Source organism: Rhodococcus sp. 5G237 (assembly GCF_053764735.1).
This window is the reverse complement of the sequence record NZ_JBSNCD010000003.1, coordinates 351,327-368,798: the sequence shown is the minus strand read 5'-3', so window position 1 is coordinate 368,798 and position 17,472 is coordinate 351,327. Positions and strand designations below refer to the sequence as shown.

Below are 17,472 nucleotides of genomic sequence, written 5' to 3'. Positions count from 1 at the left end.
CCGGTGAGCGACGACAGCGAGGTGGGCACGCGCGAACGCGGGTCCGATGTGGCGGTGGAGATGTCCGACGGTGCCCGATGGGCGGCGTTGGGCGCCCTGTGCCTGGGCTTCTTCATGATCCTGGTGGACAGCACGATCGTCGCCGTCGCCAACCCGGCGATCATGCGGACCTTCGGAGCCGACATCGCTGCAGTCGTGTGGGTCACGAGCGCGTATCTGCTCGCCTATGCGGTGCCGCTGCTCGTGACGGGTCGCCTCGGTGACCGCTTCGGTCAGCGCCGGGTCTACCTCTGCGGACTGGTGCTGTTCACGATCGCGTCGTTGTGGTGCGGTTTCTCGTCGACGATCGAGATGCTCATCGTCGCCCGCGTGTTCCAGGGGTTCGGCGCGGCGCTCATGTCGCCGCAGACCATGGCCGTGGTGACGCGGATCTTCCCGCGTGAGCGGCGCGGGACCGCGATGGGCCTGTGGGGCGCCGTGGCCGGGGTCGCGACACTCGTCGGGCCGCTCGCCGGCGGTGTCCTGGTCGACGGACTGGGCTGGGAGTGGATCTTCTTCGTGAACGTGCCCGTCGGGATCGTCGGGTTCGCGCTCGCCGTGCGGTACGTGCCGGTGCTGCCCACGAGCCCGCACCGGTTCGACGTGCTCGGCATGCTGCTCAGCGGTGCCGGCCTGTTCTGTCTCGTGTTCGGGATCCAGGAGGGCAACTCGTTCGAGTGGACCGCCCGCGTGTGGGCGCTGATCGGACTGGGCATCGTGTTGCTCGTCGTGTTCGTCGCCCAGCAGTCGCGCAACCGCGGTGAACCGCTCGTACCGTTGTCGCTGTTCCGGGACCGCAACTTCGGGCTGGCGAACATCGGCATCGCGACGATGGGATTCGCCATCACCGGCGTCATGCTGCCGATCATGTTCTACGCCCAGTCGGTGCGCGGTCTGAGCCCGACCGGCGCCGCGATGCTCATGGTGCCGATGGCGGTCTTCAGCGGTGTGCTCGCGCCGCTCGTGGGCAGCCTCGTCGACCGGGTCCATCCGCGGCTGATCGCCGGCACCGGCTTCTCGCTGCTCACGATCGGGCTGGGTTGGCTCGCCCTCGTGATGACTCCCGACGCGGAGATCTGGCAGTTGCTGCTGCCGATCGCCCTGATCGGAGTAGCGAACGCGGGCATCTGGTCGCCGCTCTCCGCCACCGCGACGAACGGTCTCGCACCGAGCCGGGCCGGGGCGGGTTCCGGTGTGTACAACACGACGCGTCAGGTGGGCGCGGTGATGGGCAGTGCCGCTCTCGGCGCGATCATGGCGGCGCGGTTGAGTGCCAACGGTGTCGGCGGGGGAGGAGGTACGGCGGAGATGGAGACGTCCGGCGCGGTCCTGCCGGAGCCCCTGCGCGAACCGTTCGCCGCGGCGATGGCCGAATCGTTGTGGCTGCCCGCAGGCATCCTGCTCATCGGGCTCGTGGCCGTACTCGCCTTCGACCGTCCCGCAAGCCAGAAGGAACAGCGCGCCGCCGAAGAGCGTTCGGCAGCAGCGAGCGCCTGACGGACGTTCCGACGACCACCCTGTGGCACCTTCCCGGTTGTCCGTGACCCGCCGTTTCCTCACATGGCTGTGATCCGCGCCATATAGTGCAGGCACGCACGCCGGGCGGGAGGTGGCATGTCGGTGGCCGTAGTGGAAATTCCTGCAGGGAGTCGGTGGCTCCGGGACGATCGGGTCACTCGCCGCGACAGCGGCATCCTCCAGTACGACTGCCTGGAGCCGTGCCTCGCCGAGCTGCTCGACCGGAGTGCGCTGCGTTTCGCGAACCGCGTCGCGGTCGTCGACCGGTGCGGCCGCACACTCACCTACCGCGAACTGTGGGCCGCCGCCGCCCGCGTCGCCGGTGGTCTCCTCGATCAGGGAGTCGGCCCCGCCGACCGGGTGGTCATCTGTCAGCCGAACGGGGTCCGCTGGTTGATCGGGTTCCTCGGCGTGGTTCTTGCCGGGGGCGTCCCGGTGCTCCCCGACCCGAGCTGCAGCCCCGAGGAAGCAGCGGAGATCGAGGTCCACAGCGGTGCGGTACTCACCCTGGACTCCGACCTGCCCGACGGCGTCGCCTTCCTCGACGGAGGTGCGTCACCGGACGAACTCGCGGTCCTCTACTACGTGCGCGTCGCCGGTGGTGGACTGCGCGGCGTCGAACTGACCAACACCAACGTGCTGTCGACGATCGAGGCCGTCGCCCACGCGATGGATCTCGTCGGCGACGGCGTGCGGACCGTGCTGACGGCGCCGCTGTCCACGGCGGTCGGATGCAGCGTCCAGTTGCTGCCCACGCTCGCCTTCGGAGGGACCGTCGTGGTCTCGGGATCCCGCGTGATCCGCGCACCGTGGCGTCATCTCCGCGCCGCCTTCCCCGCCTCGCGCTTCGTGCGGGGATGGGGTGTCGCCGAGACGGGCGGGATCGGTCTGCTGCTGCCCTCGGAACACCGCTCCCGCCATCCCCGCAGTGTCGGCGTGCCGTTCGGAGGGATCGAGGTCGCGCTGCTCGGGCCCGATGCCGAGCACGGCATGGGCGAACTGCTCTGTCGCGGACCGAGCGTGGCCCGCCGCTACTGGCGCGATCCGTGCGCCTCGGACGAGGCATTCACGGACGACGGCTGGTTCCGCACGGGCGATCAGGTGCGCATCGACGACGAGGGCTTCGTCGAGCAGATCGCCGTCCGGGTGTCGTGAACCCTGCAACAGGTTCTCGTCGGGTATACAGCCTGTAACCGGATGAACCGGCATTTTCCGTAGTGGAGAGGTGTGTCCATGTCCGACGTAGTCCTGCTCGAACGACGCGATCGCGTTCTCGTCATCACCATCAACCGGCCCGAGGCGCGCAACGCCGTCAACGCCGCCGTGAGCCACGCGCTCGCCGAGGCGGTCGACCAACTCGACAGCGACGACTCCCTGTCGGTCGGTGTGCTCACCGGCGCCGGCGGCAACTTCTGCGCGGGCATGGACCTCAAGGCGTTCGTCGCCGGCGAGAACGTGGTGGTACCCGGTAAGGGGCTCGGCTTCACGGAGGCGCCGCCGCGCAAGCCGCTCATCTCCGCCGTCGAAGGATTCGCCCTCGCCGGCGGAACCGAACTCGTCCTGGCCACCGATCTCGTCGTCGCCGCGAAGGACGCGAAGTTCGGCATCCCGGAGGTCAAGCGCGGCCTCGTCGCCGGTGGCGGTGGCCTGCTGCGCCTGCCGTCGCGCATCCCCTACCAGAAGGCCCTCGAACTCGCTCTCACCGGGGACGCGTTCACCGCCGAGGAAGGCTACGGATACGGTTTCGTCAATCGCCTCACCGAACCCGGTGGGGCACTCGAGGGTGCATTCGAACTGGCCGAGCGCATCACGGCGAACGGACCGCTCGCCGTGGCGGCGACCAAGGAGATCATCGTCCGCTCGGCCGACTGGTCGAGCGAGGAGGCGTTCGCGAAGCAGATGGAGATCATGGCACCCGTGTTCACCTCGGAGGACGCGCGTGAAGGCGCCACCGCCTTCGCCGAGAAGCGGCCTCCTGTGTGGAAGGGTCGCTGAGCTCCGGTGTGGAAGGGGCGCTGAGCTCCGGTGCGGAAGGGCCGCTGACCGGCCGGACACTCGAGGGCGAAGGAACGACAGATGGCGAGGATCAGGTGACCGACGGATTCGCAGAACTGCACGTGCACATCGAGGGCACGCTCGAACCCGAACTGATCCTCGCCCTCGCCGAGCGGAACCGCATCGAGCTGCCCTATCGCGATCTCGACGATCTGCGCAGCCGCTACCAATTCACCGATCTGCAGTCGTTCCTCGACCTGTACTACGCGAACATGGAGGTTCTGCGCACCGCGCAGGACTTCGCCGACCTCGCCCGCGCCTATTTCGCTCGTGCGGCGCGGGCGGGCGTCACCCGCGCGGAGTTCTTCTTCGATCCGCAGGCCCACACCTCGCGCGGTGTTCCGCTGCCCGAGGTCGTGGCCGGGCTTTCCGACGCGGTCGCCGGTGCACACCGGGAGTTCGGGGTCGATGCGGCGATGATCGCGTCGATCGTGCGCGATCGCCCCGTGCCCGAAGCCCACGAGGTGTTCGGCGAACTGCTGCGCCTCGGCGCGCCGATCATCGCCCTCGGCCTGGACTCGGCGGAGGTCGGCCACCCGCCGTCGCTGTTCGAGGACGTCTTCGCACGGGCGCGGGCCGAAGGGCTGCACATCACGGCGCACGCGGGGGAGGAGGGACCTCCGGAATACGTCTGGCAGGCGCTCGACCTCCTCGGCGCCGAGCGCATCGACCACGGCATCCGCTCGCTCGAGGATCCCGAACTTGTCGCGCGCCTGGTCGACGAGAGTATTCCGCTCACCGTCTGCCCGTTCTCGAATGTCCGCCTCCGCGTGGTGGATACGCTCGCCGACCATCCGCTGCGCCGCATGCTCGAGGCGGGCCTGTCGGTGAGCGTGCACTCGGACGATCCCGCCTATTTCGGTGGTTACGTCGACGACAACCTCGCAGGGCTGAAGGATCAGCTGGGTCTCACCGACGCCGAGCGGGATGTGCTCCGGCGCAATTCGTGGGATGCCGCCTTCCTCTGAGTCCGTCCGGGTGAGTCTGCCCGGGCGTCACTCGCCCAGGACACGGCGCAGATACGGGTTCGTGAAGGTGCGGTGCGGATCCACACGGTCGCGCACAGCGAGGAAGTCGTCGAACCGAGGGTAGAGCTCGCGCAGATCGTCCGCTGTCAGGGAATGGAGCTTGCCCCAGTGCGGGCGGCCCTGCGCGGCACGCAGGATCGGCTCGACACCGTCGAAGTAGGCCGTGTGGTCGCGCCGATGGTACTGGTGCACGGCCACATAGGCGGTGTCGCGGCCGTGGGCCGTGGACAACCACACGTCGTCGCCCTGCGCGAACCGCACCTCCACCGGAAAACCGACGCGAACGTCCTTACGCTGCAGCCACGTATCGATCTCGCGCAGAACCGCTGGAAGGTGCTCGGCGGGGAGCGCGTACTCCATCTCCCGGAACCGCACCCGGCGGGTGGACGCGAACACCCGGTAGCTGCGGTCGACGAAGGTGCGCGGGGACAACGCCCGTGACGCGACCCGGTTCAGCGCCGGGATGGTGGCGGGAATCCGCGTCTCGACCTGCTGGAAGAGCGCGAAGGCGCCGTTGGAGAGCAGTTCGTCGTCGAGGAGGGTGCGCACCCGCCCGACCGGCTGCACCGGTGTCTCACCGGGGAGACGGGTGTTGCGTTTGATGAGCACGCCGTCGGTGTGCGGGAACCAGTAGAACTCGAAATGGTCGACACCGCTGCGTAATTGGTCGAGGGCATCGAGTGTCGTGCGGAGCGAGGAGGGTGCTTCCTCCGCGCGCAGGCGGAATGCGGGGATACAGTCGAGCGTGACGGTGGCGAGCACGCCGAGGGCGCCGACTCCGAGCCGGGCGGCCTCGAACAGGTCGGATTCGTGCTCGGGCGAGCAGTCGACGATCCGGCCGTCGGCGAGCACGATCGTCGCGCCGCACACGGCTGCCGCCAGTCCGCGGAAGGTCGCACCGGTGCCGTGGGTGCCGGTCGAGATCGCGCCGGCGACGGACTGGACGTCGATGTCGCCGAGATTCGGTACGGCGAGGCCCTGCGCCCACAGCAGGTCGCTCAGATCGCGCAGTCGCGTCCCCGCCCGAACGGTGACACGCGCGCCGGTGGCCGACGGTTCCACCGCGACGAGACCGGACATCCGATCGAGCGAGATCAGTGTGCCATCGGTGACGGCCGCGCCGGTGAACGAGTGCCCGGCGCCCACGGCCTTGACGTGTTCGCCCTGTTCGGAGGCGCGGACGACGACGCGCGCGAGGTCGTCGACATCGCCGGGGGTCTCGAAACGGCGGGGTGTCGCGCTCTCGGTGCGCGCCCAGTTGCGCCAGGTGGCCATGCCTCATCTTCGACCTGGACGAGCGTCCAGGTCAACACCTGCTCGCGAATCTTTCCCGACCTCTACCATCAGGTCATGCCGAATCGGTTGCCTGCTGACGAGCGTCGCACCCAACTCGTGGCTGCGGCACTGGAACTGGCGGAGGGCGGGGGAGTGGGAGCTGTCACGGTCCGCGCCGTCGCCGAGAAGGCCGGGGTGTCACTGGGTGTCGTCCACTACTGTTTCGACAGCAAGGAAGACCTCGTCGTCGCCATGGCGAACGCCGTCGTCGGCGAACTCGCCGGAGCCATGCACGCGGCCTTCGACGTGCCCGAGGACACGCAGCAGACCGGCGGCGTCGACTGTCTCCGCTCGATGCTCCACACCGGTCTTCGCGCCATGTGGTCGGCCATCGAATCCACGCCGGGGCTGCAGACCCTCACCTACGAGATCACCGCCTACTCGCTCCGGCACCGCACCGACGGCAGTCCCGCCAGCGGCGACATCGCCGTGGAGCAGTACCGCCTGATGGACGAGCAGGCTCGGCTGTTCCTCGACACGTGCGCCGAGCGATGCGGTCTCGAATGGTCGCTGCCTACCGGGACGCTCGCACGACTGTCGCTGTCCGTGCTCGACGGAGTCGTGCTCCGGTGGCTCGTCGATCGCGACGGTGAGGCGGCCACGGCCGAACTGGGAGTCGTCGCCGACATCATCGCGACCCGTGCCGTAGAACGTTCCTGACCCGACCCGACCTTTCGAAGGGATCGCCCGTGCTCCGTGCTGCTTCCGCTCACGACGATGCCCTCGATCGGGTGCAGGCGGCGACGGCCGACCTCGACCCGCCGTTCGCTGCCGTCGACCTGCCCACCCTGCGACGCAACGCCGACGACCTGATCCGCCGCGCGAACGGTGTGCCCGTACGGGTCGCGAGCAAATCGGTGCGCTGCCGCGCCGTCCTGTCCGAGGTCCTCGGCCCGGAACTGACCGCTCGCGGCGGTTTTCGCGGCATCATGGCGTACTCGCTGCGCGAGGCCCTATGGCTCGTCGAGCACGGCGCCCGCGACATCCTGATGGGATATCCGACGGTCGACCGGACGGCGCTCGGGCGTCTCGCGGCGTCGCCCGAAGCGGCACAGGCGATCACGCTCATGATCGATTCGGCGGAGCACCTCCGCATCATCCGCGAGGTAGCCCGCGATGCTGTGGGGGAGAACGGCTTCCGGCCACGAGTCTGCCTGGACATCGATGCGTCGCTGCGGGTGGGTCCGGTCCACCTCGGGGTGCGGCGTTCGCCGATACGCACCCCCGCGAGCGCGGCCGAGCTGGCCCGTCGCGCCGAGGACGCCGGGTTCGACGTCGTCGGCGTGATGTTCTACGAGGCCCAGATCGCGGGTCTGCCCGACTCGTCGCTACCGGTTCGGCTCGTCAAGGGCCTGTCGGCTCGGGAACTCGCCTCACGCCGCCGCGCCGTGGTCGACGCGGTCCGCGCGGTCGTGGGCGAACTCGAACTGGTCAACGGCGGCGGCACCGGGTCGCTCGAGGTGACCACCGCCGACCGGGTCGTCACCGAGGCCACGGCGGGATCGGGCCTGTACGTTCCCACCCTGTTCGACGGTTACCGCGCGTTCACTCCGACACCGTCGATGTTCTTCGCGCTACCCGCCGTGCGGAAACCGGCACCGTCGATCACGACGTTGTTCGGCGGCGGATACATCGCATCCGGCCCGGCCGGGGCCTCGCGGGTCCCGCGTCCGGTCCGGCCCGCGGGGCTGAAACTGCTGGGGACGGAGGGCGCGGGGGAGGTGCAGACCCCGGTCCGCGGTCGCGCGGCCGCGTCGATCCGCATCGGGGGACGGGTGTGGTTCCGCCACGCGAAGGCCGGCGAACTGTGCGAGAGGTTCGACCGGGTGTATCTCGTCGACGAGCACGGACGCACCGAGGTGCCCACCTACCGCGGTGAGGGCGGCTGCTGGTGACCTCTCGCCTCCGGCGAGAATGAGTTCCATGCCGTTGACGTTCTTCCCCGGATCGGTCGGCCGGGTCCACTGGCGGTCCTGGCCGGTCGAGGATGCGCGTGCCGCTGTCGTGTTCGCCCACGGCTTCGGGCAGCACACCGGGCACTACCACCGTTTCGCGTCCGGTCTCGCGGCCCACGGCATCGCACTGTGGGGACTCGACCTCGCCGGCCACGGACTCTCGGAAGGAGAACTCGGCTCACCCGGCGACGTCGGGCGCCACGCCGAGGACTTCGGCGTGCTCGCCGGGATCGCCGCCGAGTCGGGTCTGCCCCTGGTGGCCATGGGACATTCCCTCGGTGCGGCAACCGTCCTGACGGCGCTGGCGTCCGGCGCGTCCAGCGGCACCCGTTTCGCGGGCGTCGTCCTGTGCGGTACGCCGCGCACCGCGGCGCTGCCGGCGACGGCCGAAGCGCTTCGCACGAGCGATCTGCCGGTCCTGCTGGTCCACGGCGTCGACGATCGGCTCGCCCCGATCGATCCGGTGCGCGACTGGGCGGCGGCGGTGCCGCGGGCGCAGCTGCTCGACTATCCCGATGCCGGGCACGACCTGCTCCACGAGCCCGTCCATCGCAGGGTGACCTCGGACGTCGCCGGGTTCGTGGGCGGCCTGGCCGTCTGACACCGCAGTCCCCGGAAGACGACCGGGCCCCTCGCGGTTGCGAGGGGCCCGGTGTGTTCGAAGCGTCAGTTGTAGATCGCTGCGATCTCGGCGCCGTGCTTGTCGTGGATGATGTTCCGCTTGAGCTTGAGCGTCGGGGTCAGCTCACCGCTCTCGATGCTGAAGTCGGTCTCGAGGATGCGGTACTTGCGGATCGACTCGGCCTTCGAGACCTTCTTGTTGGTCTCGGCGACGGCCTCGTCGATCTCGGCGATCAGGTCGGGGTTCTTGATCAGTTCCGCGACCGTCGTGCCCGCCGGCAGGTTGTGGCGCTCGAGCCAGCCCGGCAGTGCCTCCGGATCGAGGGTGATCAGCGCGCCGACGAACGGCTTGGAATCGCCGACCACGATGACCTGGCTGATCAGCGGGTGGGCGCGCAGCGAATCCTCGAGGACGGCCGGCGCGACGTTCTTGCCACCCGCGGTGACGATGAGTTCCTTCTTGCGGCCGGTGATCGAGATGAAGCCGTCCTCGTCGATCGCACCGATGTCGCCGGTGTGGAACCAGCCGTCGCGAATGGCTTCGTCGGTGGCCTTGTCGTTCTGCCAGTAACCGTCGAACACCTGGGGACCCTTGAGCAGCAGTTCGCCGTCCTCGGCGATCTTCGCGGCGCAGCCGTTGAACGGCTTGCCGACGGTGCCGATCTTCTGAGCGGCCGGGGTGTTCATGATGATGCCGCCGGTGGTCTCCGTCAGCCCGTAACCCTCGTAGATGGTGACGCCGACACCGCGGAAGAAGTGGCCGAGACGTGCGCCGAGTGCGGCGCCGCCCGAGACGGCACGCGTGACGTTGCCGCCGAGCGCGGCCTTGAGCTTGCCGTAGACCAGCTTGTCGAAGACGAAGTGCTGGATCTTCAGGGCGAGGCCGGGGCCGCCGTTCTCGAGTGCCTTGCTGTACTCGATCGCGACGTCGGAGGCCTTCTCGAAGATCTTGCCCTTGCCGCCGTCGTAGGCCTTCTGCTTGGCCGAGTTGTAGACCTTCTCGAACACGCGGGGCACCGACAGGATGAAGTTCGGCTTGAAGACCGCGAACTGATCGAGCAGCGTCGACAGGTCGGAGGTGTGGCCCACGGTGACCTTGCTGTCGAAGGCCGCGAAGGAGATCAGGCGGGCGAAGACGTGCGCCATCGGGATGAACAGCAGGGTGCGCTGACCCTCGTGCATCGAATCGGGCAGGGCGAGACCGCAGGCGGCGGACTCGGAGGCGAAGTGACGGTGCTTGAGCTGCACGCCCTTCGGCCGGCCCGTGGTGCCGGAGGTGTAGATGAGGGTCGCCGCGGATTCGGCCGTGACCGAGTTGCGCCGTTCCTCGACCTGCTCGTCGGTGACCGCCGCGCCGCGTGCGATGAGTTCGTCGACCGCGCTCTTGCCGCCCGGCGCGGGCTCGATCTGCAGGACCTCACGCACGGTCGGGGCGTTCTCGGCGACCTCGCGGACCGTGTCGACGTGACCGGAGTTCTCGACGATGAGTAGCTTGGTTCCGGAGTCCTCGAGGATCCACTGGGCCTGGTCGGCCGACGACGTTTCGTAGATCGCGACGGTGGCACCGCCCGCGGTCCAGATCGCGTAGTCGAGGAGCACCCACTCGTAGCGGGTCGCCGCCAGCACCGCGACGCGATCGCCGAGTTCGATGCCCGACGCCATCAGGCCCTTCGCCACGGCGCGTACCTCGGATGCGAACTGACGCGCGGTGACGGGAACCCACTTGCCGTCGACCAGCCGCTCGAACGGCACGAACTCCGGCGACTCCTTCTCGTGGCGGAAGACGCTGTCGGCCATCGACGTGTTCTCGGGGATCGAGAACGACTGTGGCACGGCAATCTCACTCACTGTGACCCCTCCATCGTTAGATACTGTCGGTGTGCATTGCATCACATGTCATTGGGAAATGCATTACCCCTCGGACTGATTTGCCCCTTTTTTACAGTCCGATAAGCAGTGATCTACGTAACAATGCTACCCGCCGGTAACGAGGATTACCACTATCGGATAGTCTCGTCGGTTTTTCCGGTACCCGAAGTACCGGTATCGCGGAGGAGGCGGACGGCCTCGTCGTCGCCGAGCTGGTGGAAATCCTTGTAAGCAGCGCCGACGCTGTCGGTGTCCACCGGTGTCCAGGGGCAGATCACCTCATCGGCCACCCGGCCCACTCGGCGCAGCGCTTCCGGGGAAGCCACCGGCACCGCAAGGACGACTCGGTCGGCGCCGGATGCGCGCGCGGCGAGACAGGCCACCGCCGCCGTCGCGCCCGTGGCCACCCCATCGTCGACGACGACCGCCGTGCGGCCCGCTAGTGGTACGCGGGCGCGACCCGCGCGCAGGAAATCGGCGCGGCGGGCGAGTTCGGCGAGTTCGCGTCTCTCGATGTTGTCGACGGATTCGGGGGCTATCCGCCCGCGCCGGATCACGTCCTCGTTGAGGACCCGGAAGACGCCCTCGCCTGCCGCCTCCCCGGACTCGGTGGTCGGGCCTTCGGCGATCGCCCCCATCGCGAGTTCCGGATGCCACGGCACGCCCAGTTTGCGGACGACAAGGACATCCAGGGGTGCGTCGAGGGCGGCGGCGAGTTCGCGGGCGACGGGGATGCCGCCACGGGGAAGTGCGAGAACCACCGGGTCGGCGTCGCGCAGGTGCCCGGCCGACCGGGCGAGTCGCCGGCCCGCCTCCTCGCGCGTGGCGTACCGCACGCCTCCAGTATGGGACGGTCCGCCCGGGCGGGGCGAGCATTCGCCGCCCGGACGGACCGATGGGGATCTCAGTCGAGCTCGCCCGACAGGTAGGAGTGGTAGGCGGGCAGATCGAGCTGACCGTGGCCGGACAGGCCGATCACGATCACCTCGGGCTCGGCGAGGCCGCGCGCGTACTCCGCGGCCGCTGCGATCGCATGCGACGACTCCGGCGCCGGCACGATGCCCTCGTTCCGGGCGAAGAGCACCGCCGCGGAGAAGGCATCGGTCTGTGCCACGGACTGTCCCTGCACGTAGCCGAGCTCGACGGTGTGGCTGAGCAACGGCGCCATGCCGTGGTATCGCAACCCGCCGGCGTGGATCGGATCCGGGATGAAGTCCTGGCCGAGGGTGTGCATCTTCAGCAGCGGCGTCAGACCTGCGATGTCGCCGTGGTCGTAGCGGTACTCGCCGCGGGTGATCGACGGGCACGCTGCGGGCTCGACGGCGACGACGCGCGTCGTCGCCCGCTCGTGGATGACCTCGCGCAGGAACGGGAACGACAGGCCGGCGAGGTTCGAACCGCCACCTGCGCAACCGAAGACCACGTCGGCCTGGTCCTCGCCCACCGCCCGCAACTGCTCCACGGCCTCGAGGCCGATGACGGTCTGGTGCAGCACCACATGGTTGAGCACGCTGCCGAGGGTGTAGCGGGCGGCGGCGTCCTTCACCGCGACCTCCACGGCCTCCGACACCGCGATGCCGAGCGAACCGGGTGTGTCCGGGTACTCGGCGAGGACGGCGCGACCGGCCTCCGTCAGATCGGACGGGCTGGGATGTACTGTGCCGCCGTAGGTCTCTATGAGGAAGCGGCGGTAGGGCTTCGAGTCGTAGGAGGCGCGGACCTGCCACACCTCGAGATCGATACCGAACTTCGCGCAGGCGAACGACAGGGCCGAACCCCACTGTCCGGCACCGGTTTCCGTCGTCAGTCGGGTGACGCCGTCGAGCGAGTTGTAGTAGGCCTGGGCGACCGCCGAGTTCACCTTGTGGCTGCCCACCGGGCTCACGCCCTCGTACTTGACGTAGATGCGGGCCGGGGTGCCGAGTGCCTTCTCGAACGAGCGGGCGCGGAACAGGGGAGTGGAGCGGTAACCGGCGTAGACCTCGCGCACGGCCTCCGGGATCTCGATGTCGGTCTCGGTCGACAGTTCCTGCGCGATCAGTCCCGAGGCGAACAGCGGTGCGAGATCGTCGGCGGTGATCGGTTCGCGGGTGCCCGGGTGCAGGTGCGGCGGCGGGGCCACCTCGAGGTCGCCGACGATGTTGTACCAGTGCGTCGGAATGCCCGAATCGGCGACGGACGGGGGTGTCGCGGACTCGTGCGCGGAGGGGGAAGCCGTCACTGTGGAATCCTTCGGTCGGGGACGATGAACCTGCCCAGTGTGACGCGCCCCGGGTGCCGGCGACGGGGTGGGGTGAGTCATTATTCGCGCGCTCGAGCCCAGGTCGCCGCCGGGTCCGGGCGCGAAGAGGTGGGTTCATCCGATAAACTGCTGGTCAAATGAGTGATATTCAAGACGCCCCCGACCAGGAGACCGCAGCTCTCACGTTTGCCGATCTCGACATCGATGCACGTGTGCTGCAAGCTCTTTCGGATGTGGGTTACGAGTCCCCGTCGCCGATCCAGGCGGCGACCATCCCACCGCTGCTGGAGGGACGGGACGTCGTCGGTCTCGCTCAGACCGGCACCGGCAAGACCGCCGCCTTCGCGGTGCCGATCCTCTCGCGTATCGACACCTCCGTGAAGCGGCCCCAGGCGCTGGTGCTGGCGCCCACCCGAGAGCTCGCGCTGCAGGTCGCGGAGGCTTTCGGTAAGTATTCCGTCCACATCCCGGGCCTGTCCGTCCTGCCCATCTACGGCGGCCAGGCATACGGTGTACAGCTGTCCGGCCTCCGTCGCGGCGCCCAGGTCATCGTCGGTACCCCCGGACGTGTGATCGATCACCTCGCCAAGGGCACCCTCGACATCTCCGAACTCGAGTTCCTCGTCCTCGACGAGGCCGACGAGATGCTCACCATGGGCTTCCAGGAGGACGTCGAGCGCATCCTCGCCGACACCCCCGACACCAAGCAGGTCGCGCTGTTCTCCGCGACCATGCCGGGCGCGATCCGCCGGCTGTCGAAGCAGTACCTGAAGGATCCGCAGGAGATCACCGTCAAGTCGAAGACGACGACGTCGGCGAACATCTCCCAGCGCTGGGTCCTCGTCTCCCATCAGCGCAAGCTCGACGCGCTGACCCGCATCCTCGAGGTCGAGACCTTCGAGGCCATGATCATCTTCGTGCGCACGAAGCAGGCCACCGAGGACCTGGCCGAGCGCCTGCGGGCCCGCGGTTTCTCCGCCGCCGCCATCAACGGCGACATCGTGCAGGCCCAGCGCGAGCGCACGATCAACCAGCTCAAGAACGGCACGCTCGACATCCTCGTCGCCACCGACGTCGCCGCGCGTGGTCTCGACGTCGAGCGCATCAGCCACGTCGTCAACTACGACATCCCTCACGACACCGAGTCGTACGTGCACCGCATCGGCCGCACGGGCCGCGCCGGCCGCACCGGCGACGCGCTGCTGTTCGTCGCTCCGCGTGAGCGGCACCTGCTCAAGGCGATCGAGCGGGCCACCCGCCAGCCCCTCGCAGAGATGCAGCTGCCCACCGTCGAGGACGTCAACGCCCAGCGCGTGTCGAAGTTCAACGACTCGATCACCGAGGCGCTCGCCTCCGATCACCTGCAGCTGTTCCGCACGTTCATCGAGGACTACGAGCGCGAGCACGACGTGCCGCTCGCCGACATCGCGGCCGCGCTGGCGGTGCTGTCTCGCGACGGCGAGTCGTTCCTCATGGAGGCCGAACCCGAGCCGGTCGCACCGCCGCGCCGCGAGCGCGAACCGCGCGAGCGCCCGCCGCGTCGCTTCGACGACGGGCCGAAGGTCGGTCGCGACGGCCAGGAGATGACCACCTACCGCATCGCCGTGGGCAAGCGTCACCGCGTGCAGCCCGGTGCGATCGTCGGTGCCATCGCCAACGAGGGGGGACTGCGCCGCGGCGATTTCGGGCACATCAGCATCCGTGCCGATCACAGCCTCGTCGAGCTGCCGAAGGATCTGTCGCCGCAGACCCTCGACGCGCTGCGCTCCACCCGCATCTCGGGCGTGCTCATCCAGCTGCAGCCCGACTCCGGCGCACCGTCCGGACGTCCCAGCTCGTATCGCGGACGCGACGACCGTCGCGGCGACGATCGGCGCGGGGGAGACCGTCGCGATCACGGCAAGCGCGATCGTGGCGGCAAGCGCGAGTACGGCGACAGCCGTGGCGGCCGCTCCGGCGACTTCACGCACCGCAGCGACCGCAACGACCGTGGTGGTCGCGGCGGCTACCGCGACTGACGTCCGTCAGTTCGTCCGTTGCGGGCCTGATCCTCGGTCAGGCCCGCAACGCGTTGCGCAGGGCGTCGAACCGGTTCGGAGAACAGCGTCACTTCGGCAACAGGTCGTGTTCTCGGGCGCTCATGCGTCGAGTATGGGTGCTCCCGCCGACACCTTCGGTCCCGAATCGGCGAACTGCGTGCGGTACAGCTCCGCGTAGCGGCCGCCCGCCGCCAGAAGGTCGTCGTGGTTGCCGCGTTCGACGATGCGTCCGGCCTCGACGACCAGGATCTCGTCGGCGGCGCGGATGGTCGACAGGCGGTGTGCGATGACCACCGACGTGCGACCCTCGAGCGCCTCGGTCAATGCCTCCTGCACGGCGGCCTCCGAGGTCGAATCGAGATGGGCGGTGGCCTCGTCCAGGATCACCACCCGCGGATGGGCGAGCAGCAGCCGCGCAATCGTCAGCCGCTGACGTTCACCACCCGACAGGCGGTAGCCGCGTTCGCCGACGACCGTGTCGAGTCCGTTCGGCAACGACGCGATCAGGGGCTCCAGGCGAGCGCGACGCAGGGCGTCCCACAGTTCGTCCTCGCCGGCTTCGGGGCGGGCGAGCAGCAGGTTGTTGCGGACCGTGTCGTGGAACAGGTGACCGTCCTGGGTGACCAGCCCGACCGTCGCGCGGATCGAATCGGCGGTGAGTTCGCGGACGTCCGCTCCGCCGAGTAGCACGGCACCGGAATCGACATCGTACAGTCGCGGGATCAGTTGGGCGATGGTCGATTTGCCCGCACCGGACGATCCGACCAGTGCGACCATCCGGCCCGGTTCCACGCGGAACGACACGTCGTGCAGCACCTCTTCGCCGCCCCGCGAATCGAGCACCGCGACCTCCTCGAGGGAGGCGAGCGAGACCTTGTCGGCGGACGGATACGCGAAGGCGACATCCCGGAGTTCCACCGCGACCGGACCGCCGGGCACCGGCCGGGCGTCGGGCGATTGTTCGATCAGCGGCTTCAGGTCGAGGATCTCGAAGACCCGCTCGAAGCTCACCATCGCACTCATGACGTCCATGCGGGCACTGGCCAGCGCCGTCAGCGGCGAGTACAGGCGCGTGAGGAGCATCGCCATCGCGACCACCGAACCGGGATCGAGCTGGTCGCGCAGGGCATAGAAACCGCCGAGGCCGTAGACGAGCGCGAGCGCGAGCGCGGACACCAGTGTCAGGGCCGTGACGAACACGCTCTGCAGCATCGCGGTGCGCACCCCGATGTCGCGGACCCGCGTCGCTCGGACGGCGAACTCCCTCGACTCCTGCGCCGGACGGCCGAACAGCTTGACCAGGGTGGCGCCCGGAGCCGAGAATCGTTCGGTCATCTGCGTGTTCATCACCGAGTTGTGGTTGGCGGCCTCCCTGCTGAGCTGCGCGAGCCGGGCACCCATGTGCCGGGCGGGGATTACGAAGATCGGGAGCAGCAGCAGTGCGAGAAGTGTGATCTGCCAGGAGATCCCGATCATCACCACCAGGGTGATCGCGAGGGTGACGATGTTGCCGACCACGCCGGAGAGGGTGTCGCTGAAGGCGCGTTGCGCACCGATGACGTCGTTGTTCAGGCGTGAGACGAGCGCACCGGTACGGGTTCTCGTGAAGAAGGCGACCGGCATGCGCTGCACGTGGTCGAACACCGTGGTGCGCAGATCGAGGATGAGATCCTCGCCGATGCTCGCCGACAACCAGCGGTTCGCGATCCCGAGGCCGGCCTCGACCAGTGCGATCGCGGCGATGATCACCGCGAGCAGCACCACGACCGAGACCGCGGCGCCGTCGACGATCGCGTCGATCACCCGCCCGGCGAGTACCGGTGTCGCGACGCCGAGAGCCGCGATGGTCACGCTCAGGACGAGATAGAAGGTGATGTTGCGGCGGTGCGGCCGGGCGAACTCGGCGATCCGCCGCAGGCTCGCTCGGGAGAACGGCCTGCGGTCGCTCTCGGCGTGCATCGCGTTGTACATCGCGTTCCACGCGGTGACTTCCATGCTCATGGTGTCGGCCTCCTCGGGTCGCAGCCGAGGCTAGGACCTCGAGTGCGCTCGAGGTCAAGCCTAGGCTCGCACCACGACAGGACGAGGCGTCAGCGAGCCACGTCGATCACCACGCGGGTCGGCCCGGTGAGGGAGTACACCGAGAACGGGGTGCCGTGTGCGGCGACGCCGATGAACGACTGGGTGACACCTTCGAAGACACCGGACCCGCTGACCTCCACCACGGATCCGCCGGCATCGGCGAGCACGGGATCCGGGCCGGCGTACTGCTCGACGCCGCTGTCGAACGGATAGGCCGAACCGTCGATGAGCACCTGCAGCACGGCGTCGCCCGCAACGGGGACCTCGTTGCCGCTGCCCTGCTGGAGCGGCTCGTCGACATAGCCGACCCGCCATCCCGGTGTGCCCTCGCCGCCGAGTTCGTAGACCACGCGATCGAAGCCCTCGTGACGTCCGGTACGGATGTCGACGACGGTGAGCTTCGCACCCTCTCCCGCCGGGGAGACCTTCTCGCGCGCGTCGCGCGGGACCTCGTCGGAGGTGGTGGTCTCGGGAGCCGAGGACGTCGGCGTGTCGACCGAGACGGCGGGGGAGGGCGCGGGCTCGCCGCCGGCGGAGCATCCCGCCAGGACCAGTGCTGTTGCGGTGATGGCCAGTGCGAGACGCGTGTGCTTCATGGGGCTCATGGTACGTCGGAGCTGCCGGCGGCCCCTGGCGACGCTCGCGGGGGTTGACCGGATCGAGACGTGAGGCGCACAATTCATCCGAGG

Annotated in this window: 14 protein-coding genes; 8 read left to right on the top strand and 6 right to left on the bottom strand. The window is 68.9% G+C overall.

The window, feature by feature from the left end; all coding sequences use genetic code 11:
* The first annotated feature begins 60 nt into the window (after nucleotides 1-60).
* The 4 genes from ACWPOC_RS08290 (at nucleotide 61) to ACWPOC_RS08275 (ending at nucleotide 4,580) form a co-directional block, all read left to right on the top strand.
* On the top strand, nucleotides 61-1,536 hold the full coding sequence (locus ACWPOC_RS08290) for a DHA2 family efflux MFS transporter permease subunit (protein ID WP_120284078.1): 1,476 nt from the start codon (nucleotides 61-63) through the stop codon (nucleotides 1,534-1,536).
* A 132-nt stretch (nucleotides 1,537-1,668) separates the two neighbouring features.
* Nucleotides 1,669-2,712, top strand: a complete 1,044-nt coding sequence (locus ACWPOC_RS08285; protein ID WP_120281905.1) for a class I adenylate-forming enzyme family protein — start codon at nucleotides 1,669-1,671, stop codon at nucleotides 2,710-2,712.
* A 78-nt stretch (nucleotides 2,713-2,790) separates the two neighbouring features.
* Nucleotides 2,791-3,552 (top strand): crotonase/enoyl-CoA hydratase family protein, encoded by a 762-nt coding sequence (locus ACWPOC_RS08280; protein WP_060651666.1) that lies wholly within the window; start codon nucleotides 2,791-2,793, stop codon nucleotides 3,550-3,552.
* Nucleotides 3,553-3,647: 95 nt separating this feature from the next.
* A complete protein-coding gene (locus ACWPOC_RS08275) occupies nucleotides 3,648-4,580 on the top strand; it encodes an adenosine deaminase (RefSeq protein WP_120284082.1) in 933 nt (310 codons plus the stop codon).
* 27 nt (nucleotides 4,581-4,607) lie between these two features.
* Here the strand turns inward: ACWPOC_RS08275 and ACWPOC_RS08270 are convergent, their stop codons facing one another.
* Entirely contained in the window at nucleotides 4,608-5,915 is a 1,308-nt protein-coding gene (locus ACWPOC_RS08270; protein ID WP_120281906.1) for a D-arabinono-1,4-lactone oxidase, read from the bottom strand.
* Between the two features lie 75 nt (nucleotides 5,916-5,990).
* Here ACWPOC_RS08270 and ACWPOC_RS08265 point away from each other — a divergent pair, with 75 nt between their 5' ends.
* From ACWPOC_RS08265 to ACWPOC_RS08255, 3 genes are read left to right on the top strand one after another with little or no spacing between them, the layout of a single operon-like run.
* Nucleotides 5,991-6,635 (top strand): TetR/AcrR family transcriptional regulator, encoded by a 645-nt coding sequence (locus ACWPOC_RS08265; RefSeq protein ID WP_183070672.1) that lies wholly within the window; start codon nucleotides 5,991-5,993, stop codon nucleotides 6,633-6,635.
* A gap of 29 nt (nucleotides 6,636-6,664) precedes the next feature.
* Nucleotides 6,665-7,870 (top strand): alanine racemase, encoded by a 1,206-nt coding sequence (locus ACWPOC_RS08260; RefSeq protein ID WP_455408396.1) that lies wholly within the window; start codon nucleotides 6,665-6,667, stop codon nucleotides 7,868-7,870.
* Between the two features lie 28 nt (nucleotides 7,871-7,898).
* Complete coding sequence (locus tag ACWPOC_RS08255; protein WP_120281908.1) at nucleotides 7,899-8,531, top strand: alpha/beta hydrolase; 633 nt, start codon at nucleotides 7,899-7,901, stop codon at nucleotides 8,529-8,531.
* Between the two features lie 65 nt (nucleotides 8,532-8,596).
* On the opposite strand, the gene ACWPOC_RS08250 is transcribed toward ACWPOC_RS08255, so the two are convergent.
* The 3 genes from ACWPOC_RS08250 to ACWPOC_RS08240 all read right to left on the bottom strand — a co-directional run bounded on the left by ACWPOC_RS08250 (nucleotide 8,597) and on the right by ACWPOC_RS08240 (nucleotide 12,641).
* Complete coding sequence (locus tag ACWPOC_RS08250) at nucleotides 8,597-10,399, bottom strand: AMP-dependent synthetase/ligase (RefSeq protein WP_120281909.1); 1,803 nt, start codon at nucleotides 10,397-10,399, stop codon at nucleotides 8,597-8,599.
* 152 nt (nucleotides 10,400-10,551) lie between these two features.
* Complete coding sequence (locus tag ACWPOC_RS08245; protein WP_120281910.1) at nucleotides 10,552-11,256, bottom strand: phosphoribosyltransferase; 705 nt, start codon at nucleotides 11,254-11,256, stop codon at nucleotides 10,552-10,554.
* A gap of 68 nt (nucleotides 11,257-11,324) precedes the next feature.
* Nucleotides 11,325-12,641: a TrpB-like pyridoxal phosphate-dependent enzyme gene (locus ACWPOC_RS08240; RefSeq protein WP_120281911.1), complete on the bottom strand. Its 1,317-nt coding sequence runs from the start codon at nucleotides 12,639-12,641 to the stop codon at nucleotides 11,325-11,327.
* 158 nt (nucleotides 12,642-12,799) lie between these two features.
* Between ACWPOC_RS08240 and ACWPOC_RS08235 the strand changes: the two genes are divergently transcribed.
* Nucleotides 12,800-14,680, top strand: a complete 1,881-nt coding sequence (locus ACWPOC_RS08235) for a DEAD/DEAH box helicase (RefSeq protein WP_006553923.1) — start codon at nucleotides 12,800-12,802, stop codon at nucleotides 14,678-14,680.
* A gap of 120 nt (nucleotides 14,681-14,800) precedes the next feature.
* Here ACWPOC_RS08235 and ACWPOC_RS08230 read toward each other — a convergent pair whose 3' ends face one another.
* The gene (locus tag ACWPOC_RS08230; protein WP_120281912.1) at nucleotides 14,801-16,702 is read right to left on the bottom strand and encodes an ABC transporter ATP-binding protein; all 1,902 of its coding nucleotides are present in this window, start codon (nucleotides 16,700-16,702) and stop codon (nucleotides 14,801-14,803) included.
* A gap of 89 nt (nucleotides 16,703-16,791) precedes the next feature.
* Nucleotides 16,792-17,379: an AMIN-like domain-containing (lipo)protein gene (locus tag ACWPOC_RS08225; RefSeq protein WP_120281913.1), complete on the bottom strand. Its 588-nt coding sequence runs from the start codon at nucleotides 17,377-17,379 to the stop codon at nucleotides 16,792-16,794.
* Between the last annotated feature and the right edge of the window lie 93 nt (nucleotides 17,380-17,472).